Annotated in this window: 13 protein-coding genes; 5 read left to right on the top strand and 8 right to left on the bottom strand. The window is 60.6% G+C overall.

Going from position 1 to position 16415, the window contains the following annotated elements:
• The first annotated feature begins 217 nt into the window (after positions 1 to 217).
• Positions 218 to 1678, top strand: coding sequence for a membrane-bound lytic murein transglycosylase MltF (mltF, locus tag QRN33_RS14065; protein WP_080902468.1), 1461 nt, complete (start codon positions 218 to 220; stop codon positions 1676 to 1678).
• Positions 1679 to 1803: 125 nt separating this feature from the next.
• Here mltF and pdxJ read toward each other — a convergent pair whose 3' ends face one another.
• The 8 genes from pdxJ to lptF all read right to left on the bottom strand — a co-directional run bounded on the left by pdxJ (position 1804) and on the right by lptF (position 10206).
• The gene (gene pdxJ, locus QRN33_RS14060) at positions 1804 to 2547 is read right to left on the bottom strand and encodes a pyridoxine 5'-phosphate synthase (protein ID WP_064364394.1); all 744 of its coding nucleotides are present in this window, start codon (positions 2545 to 2547) and stop codon (positions 1804 to 1806) included.
• A 39-nt stretch (positions 2548 to 2586) separates the two neighbouring features.
• Positions 2587 to 3276 (bottom strand): DNA repair protein RecO, encoded by a 690-nt coding sequence (recO, locus tag QRN33_RS14055; protein WP_064364395.1) that lies wholly within the window; start codon positions 3274 to 3276, stop codon positions 2587 to 2589.
• A 166-nt stretch (positions 3277 to 3442) separates the two neighbouring features.
• A complete protein-coding gene (gene era, locus QRN33_RS14050; RefSeq protein WP_007909024.1) occupies positions 3443 to 4345 on the bottom strand; it encodes a GTPase Era in 903 nt (300 codons plus the stop codon).
• Positions 4338 to 5027, bottom strand: a complete 690-nt coding sequence (gene rnc, locus QRN33_RS14045) for a ribonuclease III (protein WP_042607736.1) — start codon at positions 5025 to 5027, stop codon at positions 4338 to 4340. Before rnc ends, era begins: the two co-directional genes overlap by 8 nt.
• 169 nt (positions 5028 to 5196) lie before the next feature.
• Positions 5197 to 6051 (bottom strand): signal peptidase I, encoded by an 855-nt coding sequence (gene lepB / locus QRN33_RS14040; protein WP_042607735.1) that lies wholly within the window; start codon positions 6049 to 6051, stop codon positions 5197 to 5199.
• 9 nt (positions 6052 to 6060) lie between these two features.
• The gene (lepA, locus tag QRN33_RS14035) at positions 6061 to 7857 is read right to left on the bottom strand and encodes a translation elongation factor 4 (protein ID WP_016771564.1); all 1797 of its coding nucleotides are present in this window, start codon (positions 7855 to 7857) and stop codon (positions 6061 to 6063) included.
• 173 nt (positions 7858 to 8030) lie between these two features.
• The gene (gene lptG / locus QRN33_RS14030; protein WP_042607734.1) at positions 8031 to 9092 is read right to left on the bottom strand and encodes an LPS export ABC transporter permease LptG; all 1062 of its coding nucleotides are present in this window, start codon (positions 9090 to 9092) and stop codon (positions 8031 to 8033) included.
• Positions 9085 to 10206, bottom strand: coding sequence for an LPS export ABC transporter permease LptF (gene lptF, locus QRN33_RS14025; protein WP_042607733.1), 1122 nt, complete (start codon positions 10204 to 10206; stop codon positions 9085 to 9087). Before lptF ends, lptG begins: the two co-directional genes overlap by 8 nt.
• 574 nt (positions 10207 to 10780) lie before the next feature.
• Between lptF and QRN33_RS14020 the strand changes: the two genes are divergently transcribed.
• The 4 genes from QRN33_RS14020 to QRN33_RS14005 all read left to right on the top strand — a co-directional run bounded on the left by QRN33_RS14020 (position 10781) and on the right by QRN33_RS14005 (position 16269).
• Positions 10781 to 12271: a leucyl aminopeptidase gene (locus QRN33_RS14020; protein ID WP_042607732.1), complete on the top strand. Its 1491-nt coding sequence runs from the start codon at positions 10781 to 10783 to the stop codon at positions 12269 to 12271.
• Between the two features lie 57 nt (positions 12272 to 12328).
• Complete coding sequence (locus QRN33_RS14015; protein WP_064364398.1) at positions 12329 to 12757, top strand: DNA polymerase III subunit chi; 429 nt, start codon at positions 12329 to 12331, stop codon at positions 12755 to 12757.
• Positions 12758 to 12765: 8 nt separating this feature from the next.
• Positions 12766 to 13155, top strand: a complete 390-nt coding sequence (locus QRN33_RS14010) for a DNA polymerase III subunit chi (protein WP_285409070.1) — start codon at positions 12766 to 12768, stop codon at positions 13153 to 13155.
• A gap of 267 nt (positions 13156 to 13422) precedes the next feature.
• Entirely contained in the window at positions 13423 to 16269 is a 2847-nt protein-coding gene (locus QRN33_RS14005) for a valine--tRNA ligase (protein WP_065615843.1), read from the top strand.
• The last annotated feature ends 146 nt before the right edge of the window (positions 16270 to 16415 follow it).

Below are 16415 nucleotides of genomic sequence, written 5' to 3'. Positions count from 1 at the left end.
CACCCGAAACGCTACGCACGGTTGCACTCGGGTAGCGATCTGTGTTTCTGCCTCCGGGGTCAGGTAAATCGGGCGTTCAGGGACGGCTTATTTTTACTGTAACAAAATGCCGGCAAGGCCCGTATTCAAGGGATTTCGCTCGGATTTGTGATCGCTAGCAGACTACTCCTACGCTGTCGAGATATGGCGCCCGTGGCCGTTTGCGTATACTGCGCAGATGTTTTTCCCAACGGCTTTGCGTCCGCGATACGCCAAATGGCTGATCGCAACCGGACTCTTCCTGATGCTCGGTGGTTGTGTTGATAAACCCAACACACTCGAGCGCGTAAAGGAGGACGGTGTGCTGCGCGTGGTTACCCGCAACAGCCCCGCCACCTACTTTCAGGATCGCAGCGGTGAAACCGGCTTCGAATACGAGCTGGTGAAGCGCTTTGCCGACGATTTGGGCGTCGAGCTGAAGATCGAAACCGCCGACAACCTCGACGACCTGTTCAATCAGGTCGGCAAGCCGAACGGCCCGGTGCTCGCGGCGGCCGGTCTGGTCAGCAGCGACGAGCGCAAGAAGCAGGTGCGGTTCTCCCACTCCTACCTTGAAGTTACCCCGCAGATCATCTACCGCAACGGCCAGTCGCGGCCCACCGATCCGGCGGATCTGGTCGGCAAGAAGATCACCGTGCTCAAGGGCAGCACCCACGCCGAGCAACTGGCCGAGCTGAAACAGAAATATCCCGGTATCGAATACGAAGAATCCGACGCGGTTGAAGTGGTCGATCTGCTGCGCATGGTCGATGAGGGCCAGATTGACCTGACCCTGGTCGACTCCAACGAAGTGGCGATGAATCAGGTGTACTTCACCAACATCCGCGTGGCCTTCGACCTTGGCGACGCGCGCAGTCAAAGCTGGGCGGTTGGTCCGGGCGAAGACAACAGCCTGCTCAACGAAATCAACGCCTACCTGGACAAAGTGCAGAAGAACGGCACCCTGCAGCGCCTGAAAGACCGCTACTACGGCCACGTCGATGTCCTCGGTTACATGGGCGCCACCACCTTCGCCCAGCACCTGCAGCAGCGCCTGCCAAAATACGAACAGCACTTCAAGAATTACGCGAAGAAAGAGAAAGTCGACTGGCGCTTGCTGGCAGCGATTGGTTATCAGGAATCGCTGTGGCAGCCGACGGTGACGTCAAAAACTGGCGTACGCGGCCTGATGATGTTGACCCAGAACACCGCGCAGGCGATGGGCGTATCCAACCGCCTCGATCCCAAGCAGAGCATCATGGGCGGCGCCAAGTACCTGGCTTACATGAAGGATCAGCTCGACGATTCGATCCAGGAACCGGACCGCACCTGGTTTGCCCTGGCGGCGTACAACGTCGGCAGCGGCCATCTGGATGACGCGCGCAAACTGGCGGCGAAGGAAGGACTGAATCCGGACAAGTGGCTGGACGTGAAAAAGATCCTGCCGCGCCTGTCGCAGAAGCAGTGGTACAGCAAGACCCGTTATGGCTACGCCCGCGGCGGCGAACCGGTGCATTTCGTGGCGAACATCCGGCGCTACTACGACATCCTGACCTGGGTGACCCAGCCGCAGCTGGAGGGCGACCAGGTCGCCGAGGGCAACCTGCATGTGCCGGCGATCGACAAATCAAAACCGGCGCAAGAGCCCGCCCCGCTCTAACCCACACCACAAATCGAATTGTAGGAGTGAGCCTGCTCGCGATAGCGGTGTGTCAGTCAATTTGATGTTGGCTGACACACCGCTATCGCGAGCAGGCTCACTCCTACAGGGGGTTGCGGTGTGGCTTATTGCTTGGCGGCCGCGAGGATCAGCGCTTTCATTTCCGACACAGCCGACTTGAAGCCGACGAACAACGCATGCGCCACCAGCGCGTGGCCGATGTTCAGTTCGTTGATGCCCTTGATTGCCGCCACGGCCTCGACGTTGTGGTAATGCAGGCCATGCCCGGCATTGACGATCAGGCCCTGCGCCAGACCGAATGCGACGCCATCAGCGACACGCTTGAGCTCTTCAGCCACTTCGGTCGGGGTTTCGGCATCGGCGTAGCGACCGGTATGCAGCTCGATGGCCGGCGCACCAACGCGCCTGGACGCGGCGATCTGGCGCTCGTCAGCATCGATGAACAGCGACACTTCGCTGCCGATTTTCGACAAACGTTCGACCGCAGCCCTGATGCGCTCTTCCTGCCCCGCTACATCCAGGCCACCTTCGGTGGTCAATTCCTGACGGGTTTCCGGGACCAGACAGATGTGCGCCGGGCGAATGCGCTCGGCGAACGCCATCATTTCTTCGGTGACGCCCATTTCGAAATTCATGCGCGTTTGCAGCACATCCTTGAGCAGCAGCACGTCGCGCTCCTGGATGTGCCGGCGATCTTCGCGCAGGTGCACGGTGATGCCATCGGCGCCCGCCTCTTCTGCGTCCAGCGCCGCCTTGACCGGATCCGGGTAGCGCGTGCCACGGGCCTGACGCAGGGTGGCGACGTGGTCGATGTTCACGCCGAGAAGAATGCGATTGCTGCTGGTCACGGATGCGCTCCTGAATTGAGAGATTCGGCGCACAGCATATCAGGGCTTGCGAAACAGCTCGCGACTGACAAGCGGACGCCCGCCCAAATGTACCGCGAGTGCCTGGCGCATCAGACGCTTGGCCGCTGACAGCGCACCGGGCGCCGACCAGTCGGCCTCGGCCATGGCCAGCAGTTCAGTGCCGTTGAACAGGCCCGGCTGCAGCAGATAAACCCGCTCGAGTCCGGCGTCCACTTGTAACCGATAGAGACCGTCCGCAGCCACAGGCTCACCGTGAATGTCGGTGTTCATGGAGAAGCCGTAGCCGAGATCATCAAGCAATCGCCATTCGAAGGAGCGCAGCAACGGTTCCAGTGGTCGACCTTCGGCCAAGGCCAGCAGGGTCGCGGCATAGTGGTCGAACACTCCTGGGTGCGGATCTTCCGCGGGCAACAGGCGAATCAGCAATTCATTGAGGTAGAGACCGCTGAACAGCGCCTCGCCGTTGAGCCATGCGGAGGTACCGGAGCTCTCCATACGCCCGACATTCTTCAGCTCACCCTTGCCACGGAATTCAACCTCCAGCGCCACGAACGGCCGCGCCAGTGTGCCGGCCTTGCCCCGCGCACTGCGCAACACCGCCCGCAGCCGACCTTGCGGCGTGAGGAAATCCACCAGTGCACTGGTTTCGCGGTAGGCGCGCGAATGCAGGACGTAGGCGGGTTGGGCGGGAGGCGGGGTTTGCGACATTGAGTTCTCGATGAAGAAACGCGGTTTTACATTCAACTCAAAACCACTGTGGGAGCGAGCCTGCTCGCGAAAGCGGAGTGACAGTCAACATCGATGCTGAATGTTACATCCTCTTCGCGAGCAGGCTCGCTCCCACAGTGGGTATCGGTGTTCTCGAGATCGCTACTTACAGGTCGCCGTAACCCAGCGAACGCAGCGCGCGCTCGTCATCGGACCAGCCGCCCTTCACCTTGACCCACAGGTTGAGCATGATCTTGGAGTCGAACAGCAGCTCCATGTCCTTGCGCGCTTCGGTGCCGATGCGCTTGATGCGCTCGCCCTTGTCGCCAATGATGATTTTCTTCTGGCCGTCACGCTCGACGAGAATCAGCGCGTGGATGTGCAGGGTCTTGCCCTGCTGCTTGAACTCTTCGATTTCGACGGTGATCTGGTACGGCAGCTCGGCGCCCATCTGGCGCATGATTTTCTCGCGCACCAGTTCGGCAGCGAGGAAACGGCTGCTACGGTCGGTGATCTGGTCTTCCGGGAAGAAGTGATCGTTCTCCGGCAGGTGATCGGCGATGACCTTTTCCAGCGCATCGAGATTGTGCCCGTGCTGCGCGGAAATCGGGATGATCTGGGCGTTAGGCAATTGTTCCTGCAACCAGCTCAGGTGCGGCATCAGCTCGGCTTTGTCTTCGATGCGATCGGTCTTGTTCAGCGCGACGATCAGCGGACCGGTCACATACTGCACACGTTCGAGCACCATCTGGTCTTCGTCGGTCCACTTGGTGCGGTCAACGACGAAGATCACCACGTCGACGTCTTTCAACGCCGCCGAAGCGGTTTTGTTCATGTAGCGGTTCAGGGCCTTTTCGCCGCCCTTGTGCATGCCCGGGGTGTCGACGTAGATCGCTTGCACATCGCCCTCGGTCTTGATGCCGAGCATGTTGTGCCGCGTGGTCTGCGGCTTGCGCGAGGTGATCGCGAGCTTCTGCCCGAGGATGTGGTTGAGCAGCGTCGACTTGCCGACGTTGGGACGGCCGACGATGGCAACATAGCCACAGCGAGTTGCGTTTGTATCAGTCATTGCCATTCTCCACGCCCAGGGCAATCAGTGCTGCAGCGGCCGCTACCTGTTCGGCAATGCGACGGCTCACACCCTGACCTCGGCTTTTCTCATTCAGTAAGACCACTTCGCACTCGACGAAGAAGGTTCGGCAGTGCGGTTCGCCCTGGATATCCACCACTTCGTAGCGGGGCAGTTCGCAACTGCGCGATTGCAGGTGTTCCTGCAAGCGGGTTTTCGGATCCTTGTTGGTGTCGACCAGCGTCAAGCCTTCGAACTCACCGGCCAGCCAGGCCAGTACGCGCTCACGGGCGACGTCCATGCCGGCGTCGAGGTAGATCGCACCGATCAGGGCTTCGAGGGCATCGGCGAGAATCGATTCACGACGGAACCCACCGCTCTTCAGTTCACCCGAACCCAGGCGCAGATAATCACCGAGGTCGAAACCGCGAGCCAGTACGGCCAGCGTCTCACCTTTCACCAGGCGTGCGCGCAAACGCGACAACTGGCCTTCGCGGGCCAGCGGAAAGCGATCGAACAGCGCCTCGCCAGCGACGAAGTTGAGGATGGCATCGCCGAGGAATTCCAGACGCTCGTTGTTGCGCCCGGCAAAACTGCGGTGCGTGAGGGCCAGAAGCATCAGCTCCTGATCCTTGAAGGTGTAACCGAGCTGGCGCTCGAGACGACTTAGAGAAACGCTCACGGTTTACCCACGCTGAGTTCGTGGCTGGTTTCCACGGCCATCGCCGGGGTACGGCGCAGGCCTGGGACAATTAACGCTGTGTTCAAAAAATAGATCCTGGCGATTGCGAAGCCGATTGTACCGGCTCCAGAAATGCATTCGGCGCTGTGGTCAACAGCGCCGTGTGTAGTTACTTGATCAGACCGACCCGCGAGAAATTCGGCAGGTGGCTGAGTTTCGGCTCCGGCCAGCTCATCCAGACCGCGAAGGCCTTGCCGACGATATTGCGGTCGGGGACCATGCCCAGCAGATCCTTGGGAATGTTCGGATCATCCCAATAGCGACTGTCGTTCGAATTGTCGCGGTTGTCACCCATCATGAAGTAGTGCCCGGCAGGCACCGTCCACGACCGATCCGGAGTGGCGCGGTAGCGGCTCATTTCCTTGCGGATCAGGTGCTCGGCTGCACCGAGTTTTTCCTGGTAGAGCTCCGCGCTGCCCAGCGATCCCGCTTCGGCGCCGACCATCTTCTCGGCAATCGATTCGCCGTTGACGAACAGACGCTTGTCGGCGGTGTAACGCACCGTGTCACCTGGCAGGCCGACCACGCGCTTGATGTAGTTGACGTTCGGGTCGCTCGGGTAGCGGAACACCATGACATCGCCGCGCTGCGGATCACCGACTTCGATGATCTTCTTGTCGATCACCGGCAAACGGATCCCGTAGGAAAACTTGTTCACCAGAATGAAGTCGCCGACGTCCAGGGTCGGTTTCATCGAGCCGGACGGAATCTGGAACGGCTCCACCAGGAACGAACGCAGCACCAGCACAATGAACAGCACCGGAAAGAACGACTTGCCGTATTCGACCAGCAGCGGCTCTTTGTTCAGCTTCTCGACCACCACAGGCTCGGGCTGGCTGACACTGCCTTGATAAGAGGCAATGGCAGCCCGCCGACGCGGTGCCAGGAACAGCAGATCAATCAACGCCAACAGGCCGCAGACGAACACGGCGATGACCAGCAACAGCGGGAAATTTAGCGACATAGGACCTGATTATTCCAACCTGAGCACGGCGAGGAAGGCTTCCTGTGGAATTTCCACGTTGCCGACCTGTTTCATGCGTTTCTTACCGGCCTTCTGCTTCTCGAGCAGTTTCTTCTTACGACTGACGTCACCGCCGTAGCATTTGGCCAATACGTTCTTTCTGAGCGCCTTGACGGTTGTCCGGGCCACGATCTGACCACCGATGGCGGCCTGGATCGCCACGTCGAACATCTGACGAGGAATCAGTTCTTTCATCTTCTCGGTCAACTGGCGACCTTTGAAGTGCGAATTGTCACGGTGCACGATCAATGCCAGGGCATCGACCTTGTCGCCGTTGATCAGCACGTCCAGTTTCACCAGATTAGCCGATTGGTAACGATCGAAATGGTAGTCCAGCGAAGCATAGCCGCGGCTGGTGGATTTGAGACGGTCGAAGAAGTCCAGGACCACTTCGTTCATCGGCAGGTCGTAGGTGACTTGCACCTGATTGCCGAGGAACAGCATGTCGACCTGAACGCCGCGTTTCTCGATGCACAGGGTGATGACGTTGCCCAGGTGCTCCTGCGGTACGAGGATATTGGCGCGCACGATTGGCTCGCGCATGTCCTCAATCGCCGACACGTCCGGAAGCTTCGACGGGTTGTCGACGTAAATCGTTTCACCGGTTTTCAGCACCAGCTCGAAAATTACCGTCGGCGCGGTGGTGATCAGGTCCAGGTCGTACTCGCGCTCGAGGCGCTCCTGGATGATTTCCATGTGCAGCATGCCGAGGAAGCCGCAACGGAAGCCGAAGCCCAGGGCGTCGGAGCTTTCCGGGGTGTACTGCAGCGACGAGTCGTTCAGGGTCAGCTTCTGCAGTGCTTCGCGGAAATCCTCGAAGTCATCGGAGCTGACCGGGAACAGACCGGCGTAAACCTGCGGCTGGATACGTTTGAAGCCCGGCAGCACTGGCACATCAGGCGTGGAGCTGAGGGTCAGGGTATCGCCGACCGGCGCACCGTGAATGTCCTTGATGCTGGCGATGATGAAGCCCACTTCGCCGGCCTTGAGGTCAACGGTAGCGGTGTGTTTCGGGTTGAACACGCCAACGCTGTCGACCAGGTGCACCTTGCCGGTGGACTTGACCAGAATCTTGTCGCCCTTCTTCACCCGGCCATGGCGTACACGTACCAGGGAGACAACGCCCAGGTAGTTGTCGAACCAGGAGTCGATGATCAACGCTTGCAGCGGATCTTCGATGTTGCCGGTCGGCGCGGGAATGGTGTGGACCAGACGCTCGAGCACTTCGTCGACACCCAGGCCGGTCTTGGCGCTGCAGGTGACGGCGTCGGTGGCGTCGATGCCGATGATCTTCTCGATCTCGTCCTTGACGCGATCCGGCTCGGCCTGGGGCAGGTCGATCTTGTTCAGCACCGGCATGACCTCGAGGCCCTGCTCGATGGCGGTGTAGCAGTTGGCCACGGACTGGGCTTCCACGCCCTGCCCCGCATCGACCACCAGCAAGGCGCCTTCGCACGCGGCCAGGGAACGGCTGACTTCGTAGGTGAAGTCGACGTGGCCCGGGGTGTCGATGAAGTTCAGCTGGTAGGTGATGCCATCTTTGGCTTTGTAATAGAGGGTAACGCTGTGGGCCTTGATGGTGATCCCGCGTTCACGCTCAAGATCCATGGAATCCAGTACCTGGGCTTCCATTTCACGCTCGGCCAGGCCGCCGCACATCTGGATGAAACGGTCAGCCAGCGTCGACTTGCCATGGTCAATGTGGGCGATGATGGAGAAATTGCGGATATGACTCAAATCACTCACGGATCAACACTCAAAAAGGCTGCAGGCTTGGCCCGCCGAAAAATAGCCGGGAATTGTACCTGATACACGGCGCAAGCGTCACGTTCGCCTGTCACCCGGATCGCATGCAAAAACGCCCCGGTCTGGCGACCGAGGCGTTTTCAGGGTTCAGGCGCTGAATGAAAGCTTGTTCATCAGCCCGCTCGCCTGAGCAGCCAGACACCCGCCAGCGCACACACGCCGGCCGGCACCAGCACCGCAAACAGCGGCGAGAAACCGAACACCAGACTCGATGGCCCCAGCAGATCCTGGACGATACGGAAGGTGAATCCCACCAGCACGCCGGTGAAGACCCGCTGACCGAGGGTCACCGAACGCAGCGGGCCGAAGATGAACGAGATCGCCATCAGCACCAGTGCCGCAGTCACCAGCGGCTGCAACACCTTGACCCAAAATGCCAGCCAGTAACGGCCATTGCTCAGGCCCTGCTCGGCCAGATAGTGGATGTAGCCCCACAGCCCGCTGATCGACAGCGATTCAGGGGCCATGACCACGGTACTGAGCAGTTGCGGGCTCAACGCGACGTCCCATTGCTCGCTCGGGGTATTGACGACTTCAGTACTGCGCTCATGGAACAGCGTGGTGGCAACGTCGGTGAGCTGCCACTTGTTGCCGTCGAACTCGGCCTTTTTGGCGAAGCTGGAGCTGAGCAGATGGCGCTCCTTGTCGAAGTGATAGCGCGTCACGCCGTACAACAGACCGTTCGGTTGCACCGCGTTGATGTGGATGAATTCCTCACCCTGACGGTGCCACATACCGTGTTTGGCGCTTTGCGCATCGCCGCTGCCCTGGGCCAGCGAGCGATTGGCCTGGGCCATGCTCTCGGTGGCCGGGGCGACATATTCGCCGATCAGTACACCGGCGAGCATCAGCACCAGCATCGGCTTCATGACGGCCCAGACGATACGGCCGATCGACACGCCGGCGGCGCGCATGACGGTCAGCTCACTGCTGCTGGCCAGACTGCCGAGACCGATCAGACAGCCGATCAGTGCAGCCATCGGCAGCATTTCGTAGAGCCGGCGCGGCGCGGTCAACACCACGAAACCGAGCACATCGACCAAGGTGTAGGTGTCGCTGACGTCGCCCATTTCATCGATGAAAGCAAACAGCGTCGCCAGGCCGAGGATGATCGCCAGCACGGCGATGATCGCCATGAATACGCTGCTGCCGATGTAGCGGTCGAGTTTAACCACGGGCCACCTCCAGCGCGGCGCTGCGACGGCTGGCCAGCTTCAGGCGCATCGGCTCCCAATAGAGCAGGCCGAGGCCGATGACCAGGAAGATCGCGTGCACCCACCACAAGCCAAGGGCCGGCGGGATCTTGCCTTTTTCAAGGGCGCCGCGGGCGGCAATCAGGATGGTCAGGTAAGCCATATAAAGAAGAATCGCCGGCAGCAGCTTGAGGAAACGCCCCTGACGCGGATTCACCCGCGACAGCGGCACCGCCATCAGGGTCACGATGAACACCAGCAACGGCAGGGACATGCGCCATTGCAGTTCGGTTTTCGAACGGATGTCGTCACTGCCCCACAGGGACGAGGTCGGCATCGCGTCACGATCGGTGACTTCTTCGCTGACATCCGGCTTGGGCAGTAGCACGCCGTAGGTTTCGTAATGGATGGCACGATAGTCGGCCTGACCCGGACTGCCGTCATAGCGATAACCGTTGTCGAGAATCAGGTAGCGATTGCCGTCGGGGCGAATTTCCTGACGGCCCGATTCGGCAACCAGCACGGAAATCCCGCGATCCTTCTGGTCGGCGCCAAGGTTTTTCTGCGAGATGAACACGCTGCCGAGATTGACTCGATCGTCGCTCAGGGTTTCGGTATAGGTCACTCGAGTACCGTCACGCAACGCCTGGAAGCGGCCCGGTTCGAGCGTATCGAACTCGGTCAGCGCGTCCTGCTTGTTCAGCAACAGCTGAAACTGGTTGGCGCCCTGCGGAGCCAGGCCAAGGCTCAGCCACGCCACCACCAGTGCCACCAGCGTCGCCGGAAACAGGGTCATGCGAAAGAGTTTCTGCTGGCTCATGCCGGTGGCCGAGAGCACGGTCATTTCGCTTTCGAGGTACAGGCGACCGTAGGCCAGCAGGATCCCGAGGAACAGGCCCAGCGGCAGAATCAGTTGCAGGAAACCCGGCAGACGAAAGCCCATGATCAGGAACAGCGAGCCCGGATCGAGCTGACCGGCCGCAGCCTGCGCCAGGTATTTGATGAAGCGACCGCTCATGATGATGACCAGCAGCACGGCACTTACGGCGCTGAGGGTCAACAGGACTTCGCGGGACAGATAACGGAAGACGATCAAACCAGACACTCCAGGGTTGTCAGGCTAAGGCGGCCAAACAAGCAAACACATCGACCGCCCGCCATGCAGAGCGGTCGAAAAAAGATGCGGCATTATCCTGTGATTGGGTGCGCCTGTCACTGCGCACACTCATCCATCTCTGTAATCCTTTGCCGATCGTACAACCTAGGGGGCGTTCTCAATTAGTTTTCACACCGCGCCGGGTCTGCTGTTGTGCAGGACAAGGCGCGAGAAGCGTGGTTTGGTCATTCCAAACAAGCTTCGAGCAACGCAGCCCTGCACAACAGCAGGCCCGGCCCTTCGGGTTGTGCCTTAAAGCCGGCCAGTCTGCGTTGCAGGCCTTGGAAAGGGAACAACCATTCCCAGCGGCCTGCGCCTTGCCTGGCTGGCTTTAAGGCGACAACGCGGTGTGAAAACTAATTGAGAACGCCCCCTAGGGTTGTCAGGCGCGGGGAGCGAGGTTCAAACTGCGGCCCTTGTCGCGGGCTTTGGCCTGCGCCTCTTCTATTTATAAGCAGGCGACTGCGGACAGCGTCGAACGCCTGCATGTTGACCATTCATTAGGGATCCGGACATGGAACTGGTTGTAAAAAGCGTTAGCCCAGAAACGTTGAAAACCGCCACCCTGGTGGTTGCCGTCGGCGAAGGCCGCAAACTCGGTGTCGCCGCCAGACTGGTCGACGAGTCGAGCGGTGGTGCGATCAGCACCGTGCTCAAGCGTGGCGACCTGGCCGGCAAGGTCGGGCAGAGCCTGTTGCTGCACAGCCTGCCGAACCTGAAAGCCGAGCGCGTGTTGCTGGTCGGCGTGGGCAAGGACGAAGAACTGGGCGACCGTCCGTTCCGCAAAATCGTCGCCGGCATCCTCAACACCCTCAAAGGCCTGGGCGGCGGCGATGCCGTGCTGGCGCTGGATGAAGTCATCGTCAAAGGCCGCGACAGCTACGGCAAGACCCGCCTGCTGGCGGAAACCCTGGTCGACGGCGGCTACACCTTCGACCAGTTCAAGAGCCAGAAAGCCGAACCGCGCGCCCTGAAGAAAATCACCCTGCTGACCATCAAGGCTGCACAGGCCGAAGTACAGCGCGCCGTGAACCACGCCACCGCAATCGCCAACGGCATGGCCTTCACCCGTGATCTGGGCAACCTGCCGCCGAACATCTGCCACCCGACGTTCATGGGCGAACAGGCGAAGAACCTCGGCAAAGAGTTCAAGGATCTGAAAGTCGAAGTACTCGACGAGAAGAAGATCAAATCCCTCGGCATGGGTTCGTTCTATGCCGTTGGCCAGGGCAGCGCCCAGCCGCCGCGCCTGATCGTCATGCAATACAACGGTGGCAAGAAATCCGAGAAGCCGTACGCGCTGGTCGGCAAGGGCATCACCTTCGACACCGGCGGCATCAGCCTGAAGCCGGGCGCCGGCATGGACGAGATGAAGTACGACATGGGCGGCGCTGCCTCTGTGTTCGGTACGCTGCGTGCGGTGCTTGAGCTGAAACTGCCGATCAATCTGGTGTGCATCCTCGCCTGCGCCGAAAACATGCCGAGCGGCAACGCGTCGCGTCCGGGCGACATCGTTACCACCATGAGCGGCCAGACTGTGGAAATCCTCAACACCGACGCCGAAGGCCGTCTGGTGCTGTGCGATGCGCTGACCTACGCCGAGCGCTTCAAGCCACAAGCGGTGATCGACATCGCCACTTTGACCGGTGCTTGCGTGGTAGCCCTGGGCGCCCATACTTCCGGCCTGCTGGGCAACAACGACGAACTGATCGACCAGTTGCTCAGCGCCGGCAAGGCCGCCGACGACCGCGCCTGGCAACTGCCGCTGTTCGATGAGTACCAGGAGCAACTGGACAGCCCGTTCGCCGACATCGCCAACATTGGCGGGCCGAAGGCCGGCACCATCACCGCCGCCTGCTTCCTGTCGCGCTTCACCAAGAACCTCAACTGGGCGCACCTGGACATCGCCGGCACCGCATGGACCAGCGGCGGCAAGGACAAGGGCGCCACTGGCCGTCCGGTTCCACTGCTGACCCAGTACCTGCTGGATCGCGCCAAAGCCTGAACCTGCTGAGGGGCGGCGTCGCTTCATGGCGACGCCGCTCGCTGCTCTGGAACCGCAATGACCAAAGTCGACTTCTACATCCTGCCGAGCGCCGATCCTTCGGCGCGCCTGGATTTTGCCTGCAAGCTCACCGAGAAAGCCTGGCGCATGGGCCATCGCATCTACCTGCATTGCAGCGATGCGAGCCAGCGGGACGATCTCGATGCGCGCCTGTGGGCTTTCAAGGGCGAAAGCTTCGTGCCCCACGGCCCTGCCGACAGTGAACCGGACGGCTTGATCGTGCTGGGATTCGGGGAAGACTGCGGTGAGCATCAGGATCTTCTGGTCAACCTCGACCTGAAAGTCCCGGCCTTCGCCAGCAAGTTCGCCCGCGTGGCGGAGGTGGTGGTGGAAGACCCGACCATCCGAGCGGCGGCGCGGGAGAGTTTTCGCTTCTATCGCGAACAGGGCTATTCTCTGCAAGACCACCGTTTACAGCGACTCTGAGCATTCCAATGGACACTCCGAAACCGCAACAGAAATCCGCACACCTGCTGGACGATCTTGAATCGATCCGCCAGTTGCTCGGCGATGACAACCTGCAACCGCCGCTCTTGACCGATACGGTCGATGACAGCGAACAGGAACAGATTCCAATGCTGTTCGATTCCGTCGGCAACGAGCCGGCGGCCGTCGCGCCACCCCCGGCACCAGCCCCGGCTGCCCAGCCTGCGGCACCGGTCGATAAAGGCCCGGACGCCCTTCTCCATCTGGACAGCGAACTGCGCGCGGCCGCGCAACTGATCATGCAAGACGTGATCGACGACTTCGCTCCGCACATCGAAACCGAAATCAAACGCCGCCTCGAGGCGCGGATGGAGCGGCTGCTCAGCCAGTACGAATAACCCCGCCTTCGGTATTTTTTGTGGCGAGGGAGCTTGCTCCCGCTGGGGTGCGAAGCGCCCCCAAAACCATTCAACAGTGTTTTTGCCGCGAAGCCTGCGTGACAGTGTTTACGACTGCTGCGCAGCCGAGCGGGAGCAAGCTCCCTCGCCACAGAGTTCGCGATCACATTTAGATCTCCATCCGGCCCACCCCGCTCGCCCTCGGCACCATGCCCCGCTATACTTCCCGGCTTTTCCTGAATAAATGCCAATAGGGTCCCGCCGCGCATGGATAAGACCTACCAGCCGCACGCCATTGAAACTTCCTGGTACAAGACCTGGGAGTCCGAGAACTACTTCGCCCCGCAAGGCGCGGGCGAGTCCTACACCATCATGATCCCGCCGCCGAACGTCACCGGCAGCCTGCACATGGGTCACGGCTTCAACAACGCGATCATGGACGCCCTGATCCGTTTCCGCCGCATGCAAGGTCGCGACACCCTGTGGCAACCGGGCACCGACCACGCCGGTATCGCTACGCAGATGCTGGTGGAGCGCCAACTCGAAGCCCAGGGCCAGAATCGTCACGATCTGGGTCGCGAGAAATTCCTCGAGAAAGTCTGGGAGTGGAAAGATCAGTCCGGCGGCAATATCAGCCGGCAGATCCGTCGCCTCGGCTCGTCCGTCGACTGGAGCCGCGAGCGCTTCACCATGGACGACGGCCTCTCGGAAGCGGTGAAAGAAGCATTCGTGCGTCTGCATGAAGACGGCCTGATCTACCGCGGCAAGCGTTTGGTCAACTGGGACACCAAACTGCACACGGCGATTTCCGACCTCGAAGTGGAAAACCACGAAGAGAAAGGTTTCCTGTGGAACCTGAAATACCCGCTGGCCGACGGCGTCAAGACCGCCGAGGGCAATGACTTCCTGATCGTTGCCACCACCCGCCCGGAAACCATGCTCGGCGACTCCGCCGTCGCGGTTAACCCGAACGATGAGCGCTACAAAGCCCTGATCGGCAAATTCGTCGAGCTGCCATTGGTTGGCCGTCGTATCCCGATCATCGCCGACGATTACTGCGACCCGGAATTCGGCACCGGCTGCGTGAAAATCACTCCGGCGCACGATTTCAATGACTACGAAGTCGGCAAGCGCCACAACCTGCCGCTGCTGAACATCTTCGACAAGAACGCCAACGTGCTGCCGGCAGCCCAGGTGTTCAACCTCGACGGTACGCTGAACGAAAGCATCGACGGCAAAATTCCGGCCGAGTTCGCTGGCCTGGAGCGTTTCGAAGCGCGCAAGCAGATCGTCGCCGCGTTCGACGCCGCCGGCCTGCTGGTGAGCGTCAATGATCACAACCTGAAAACGCCGAAAGGCGACCGCTCCGGCACGGTCATTGAGCCGTGGCTGACTGACCAGTGGTACGTATCGACCAAGCCTTTGGCCGAGCCGGCGATTGCTGCGGTCGAAGACGGGCGCATCCAGTTCGTGCCCAAGCAGTACGAAAACATGTACTTCTCGTGGATGCGTGACATCCAGGACTGGTGCATCAGCCGTCAGCTGTGGTGGGGCCACCGGATTCCGGCCTGGTACGACGAGTCCGGCAAGGTCTACGTCGGCCGCGACGAAGCCGAAGTGCGTGCCAAGCACAACCTCGGCCCGGACGTTGCGCTGCAACAGGACAACGACGTACTCGATACCTGGTTCAGTTCCGGCCTGTGGACATTCTCGACCCTGGGCTGGCCTGAGCAGACCGAGTTCCTGAAGAAATTCCACTCCACCGACGTTCTGGTCACCGGTTTCGACATCATCTTCTTCTGGGTTGCCCGGATGATCATGATGACCATGCACCTGATGAAGAACGAAGACGGCACGCCGCAGGTTCCGTTCAAGACTGTGTACGTACACGGCCTGGTGCGCGACGGCCAGGGCCAGAAGATGTCCAAGTCCAAGGGCAACGTTCTTGACCCGCTGGACATCATCGATGGCATCGACCTCGAGTCGCTGGTGCAGAAGCGCACCTCGGGCCTGATGCAGCCGAAACTGGCGAAGAAGATCGAAAAGCAGACCCGCGAAGAGTTCGCCAACGGCATCGAAAGCTACGGCACCGACGCCCTGCGCTTCACGTTCTGCTCGCTGGCCTCGACTGGTCGCGACATCAAGTTCGACATGGGCCGCGTCGAAGGCTATCGCAACTTCTGCAACAAGATCTGGAACGCCGCGCGCTACGTTCTGGACAAGGGCGAAGACTGCGGCCAGAACGGCGAAGCCTACGAGCTGTCGCTGGCCGATCGCTGGATCATCTCGCAACTGCAACGCACCGAAGCCGAAGTGACCCGTCAACTGGATCAGTTCCGTTTCGACCTCGCCGCGCAAGCGCTGTACGAGTTCATCTGGAACCAGTACTGCGACTGGTACCTGGAGCTTTCCAAGCCCGTGCTGTGGGACGAGAACGCGCCGGTCGAACGTCAGCGCGGCACTCGCCGTACGCTGGTGCGCGTGCTGGAAGTGGCGTTGCGTCTGGCACATCCGTTCATGCCGTTCATCACTGAAGAAATCTGGCAGCGCATCGCGCCGCTGGCCGGCATTCAGGGCAAGACCATCATGCTGCAACCTTGGCCGGTGGCCAATGAAGAGCGCATCGATCCGGCGGCCGAAGACGATATCGAATGGCTGAAAGGCCTGATGCTCGGCACGCGCAACATTCGTGGCGAAATGAACATCGGCCCGGGCAAGCCACTGCCGATCTACCTGAAAAACGTCAGCGCTGAAGACCAGCGCCGTCTGACGGAGAACGAAGCGCTGCTGAAGAAGCTGGCGCGTCTGGAATCGATCACCGTCCTGAAGGCTGGCGAAGAAGCACCGCTGTCCGCCACCGCACTGGTCGGCGAGATGGAAGTGCTGGTGCCAATGGCCGGTCTGATCGACAAAGGCGCCGAACTGGCACGCCTGGACAAGGAAATCCTGCGTCTGCAGGGCGAAGTCCAGCGGGTTGGCGGCAAACTGTCCAACGCCGGTTTCGTCGACAAGGCCCCGGCCGAAGTCATCGAGAAGGAACGCGCCAAACTGGCCGAGGCGGAACAGGCCCTGGGCAAACTGGCCGAGCAGCACGCGCGGATTGCCAGCCTGTAACGGTAAATCGCACTGAAAAAGGGAGGCCCAGGTGGCCTCCCTTTTTATGTCCACCACATTTCCCCTGTAGGAGCTGCCGAAGGCTGCGATCTTTTGATCTTGCTTCTAAAAATCAACATCAAAAGATCGCAGCCTTCGGCAGCTCC

Source organism: Pseudomonas sp. FR229a (genome assembly GCF_030209115.1).
GTDB lineage: Bacteria > Pseudomonadota > Gammaproteobacteria > Pseudomonadales > Pseudomonadaceae > Aquipseudomonas > Aquipseudomonas moraviensis_A.
This window is presented reverse-complemented; position numbering and strand designations above follow the sequence as displayed.

Excerpts from the sequence above, each read along its gene's own strand:
- mltF (WP_080902468.1), top strand. The coding sequence starts at position 218 with ATGTTTTTCCCAACGGCTTTGCGTCCGCGATACGCCAAATGGCTGATC.
- recO (WP_064364395.1), bottom strand. The coding sequence starts at position 3,276 with ATGTCGCAAACCCCGCCTCCCGCCCAACCCGCCTACGTCCTGCATTCG.
- era (WP_007909024.1), bottom strand. The coding sequence starts at position 4,345 with ATGACTGATACAAACGCAACTCGCTGTGGCTATGTTGCCATCGTCGGC.
- lepB (WP_042607735.1), bottom strand. The coding sequence starts at position 6,051 with ATGTCGCTAAATTTCCCGCTGTTGCTGGTCATCGCCGTGTTCGTCTGC.
- QRN33_RS14020 (WP_042607732.1), top strand. The coding sequence starts at position 10,781 with ATGGAACTGGTTGTAAAAAGCGTTAGCCCAGAAACGTTGAAAACCGCC.
- QRN33_RS14015 (WP_064364398.1), top strand. The coding sequence starts at position 12,329 with ATGACCAAAGTCGACTTCTACATCCTGCCGAGCGCCGATCCTTCGGCG.
- QRN33_RS14010 (WP_285409070.1), top strand. The coding sequence starts at position 12,766 with ATGGACACTCCGAAACCGCAACAGAAATCCGCACACCTGCTGGACGAT.
- QRN33_RS14005 (WP_065615843.1), top strand. The coding sequence starts at position 13,423 with ATGGATAAGACCTACCAGCCGCACGCCATTGAAACTTCCTGGTACAAG.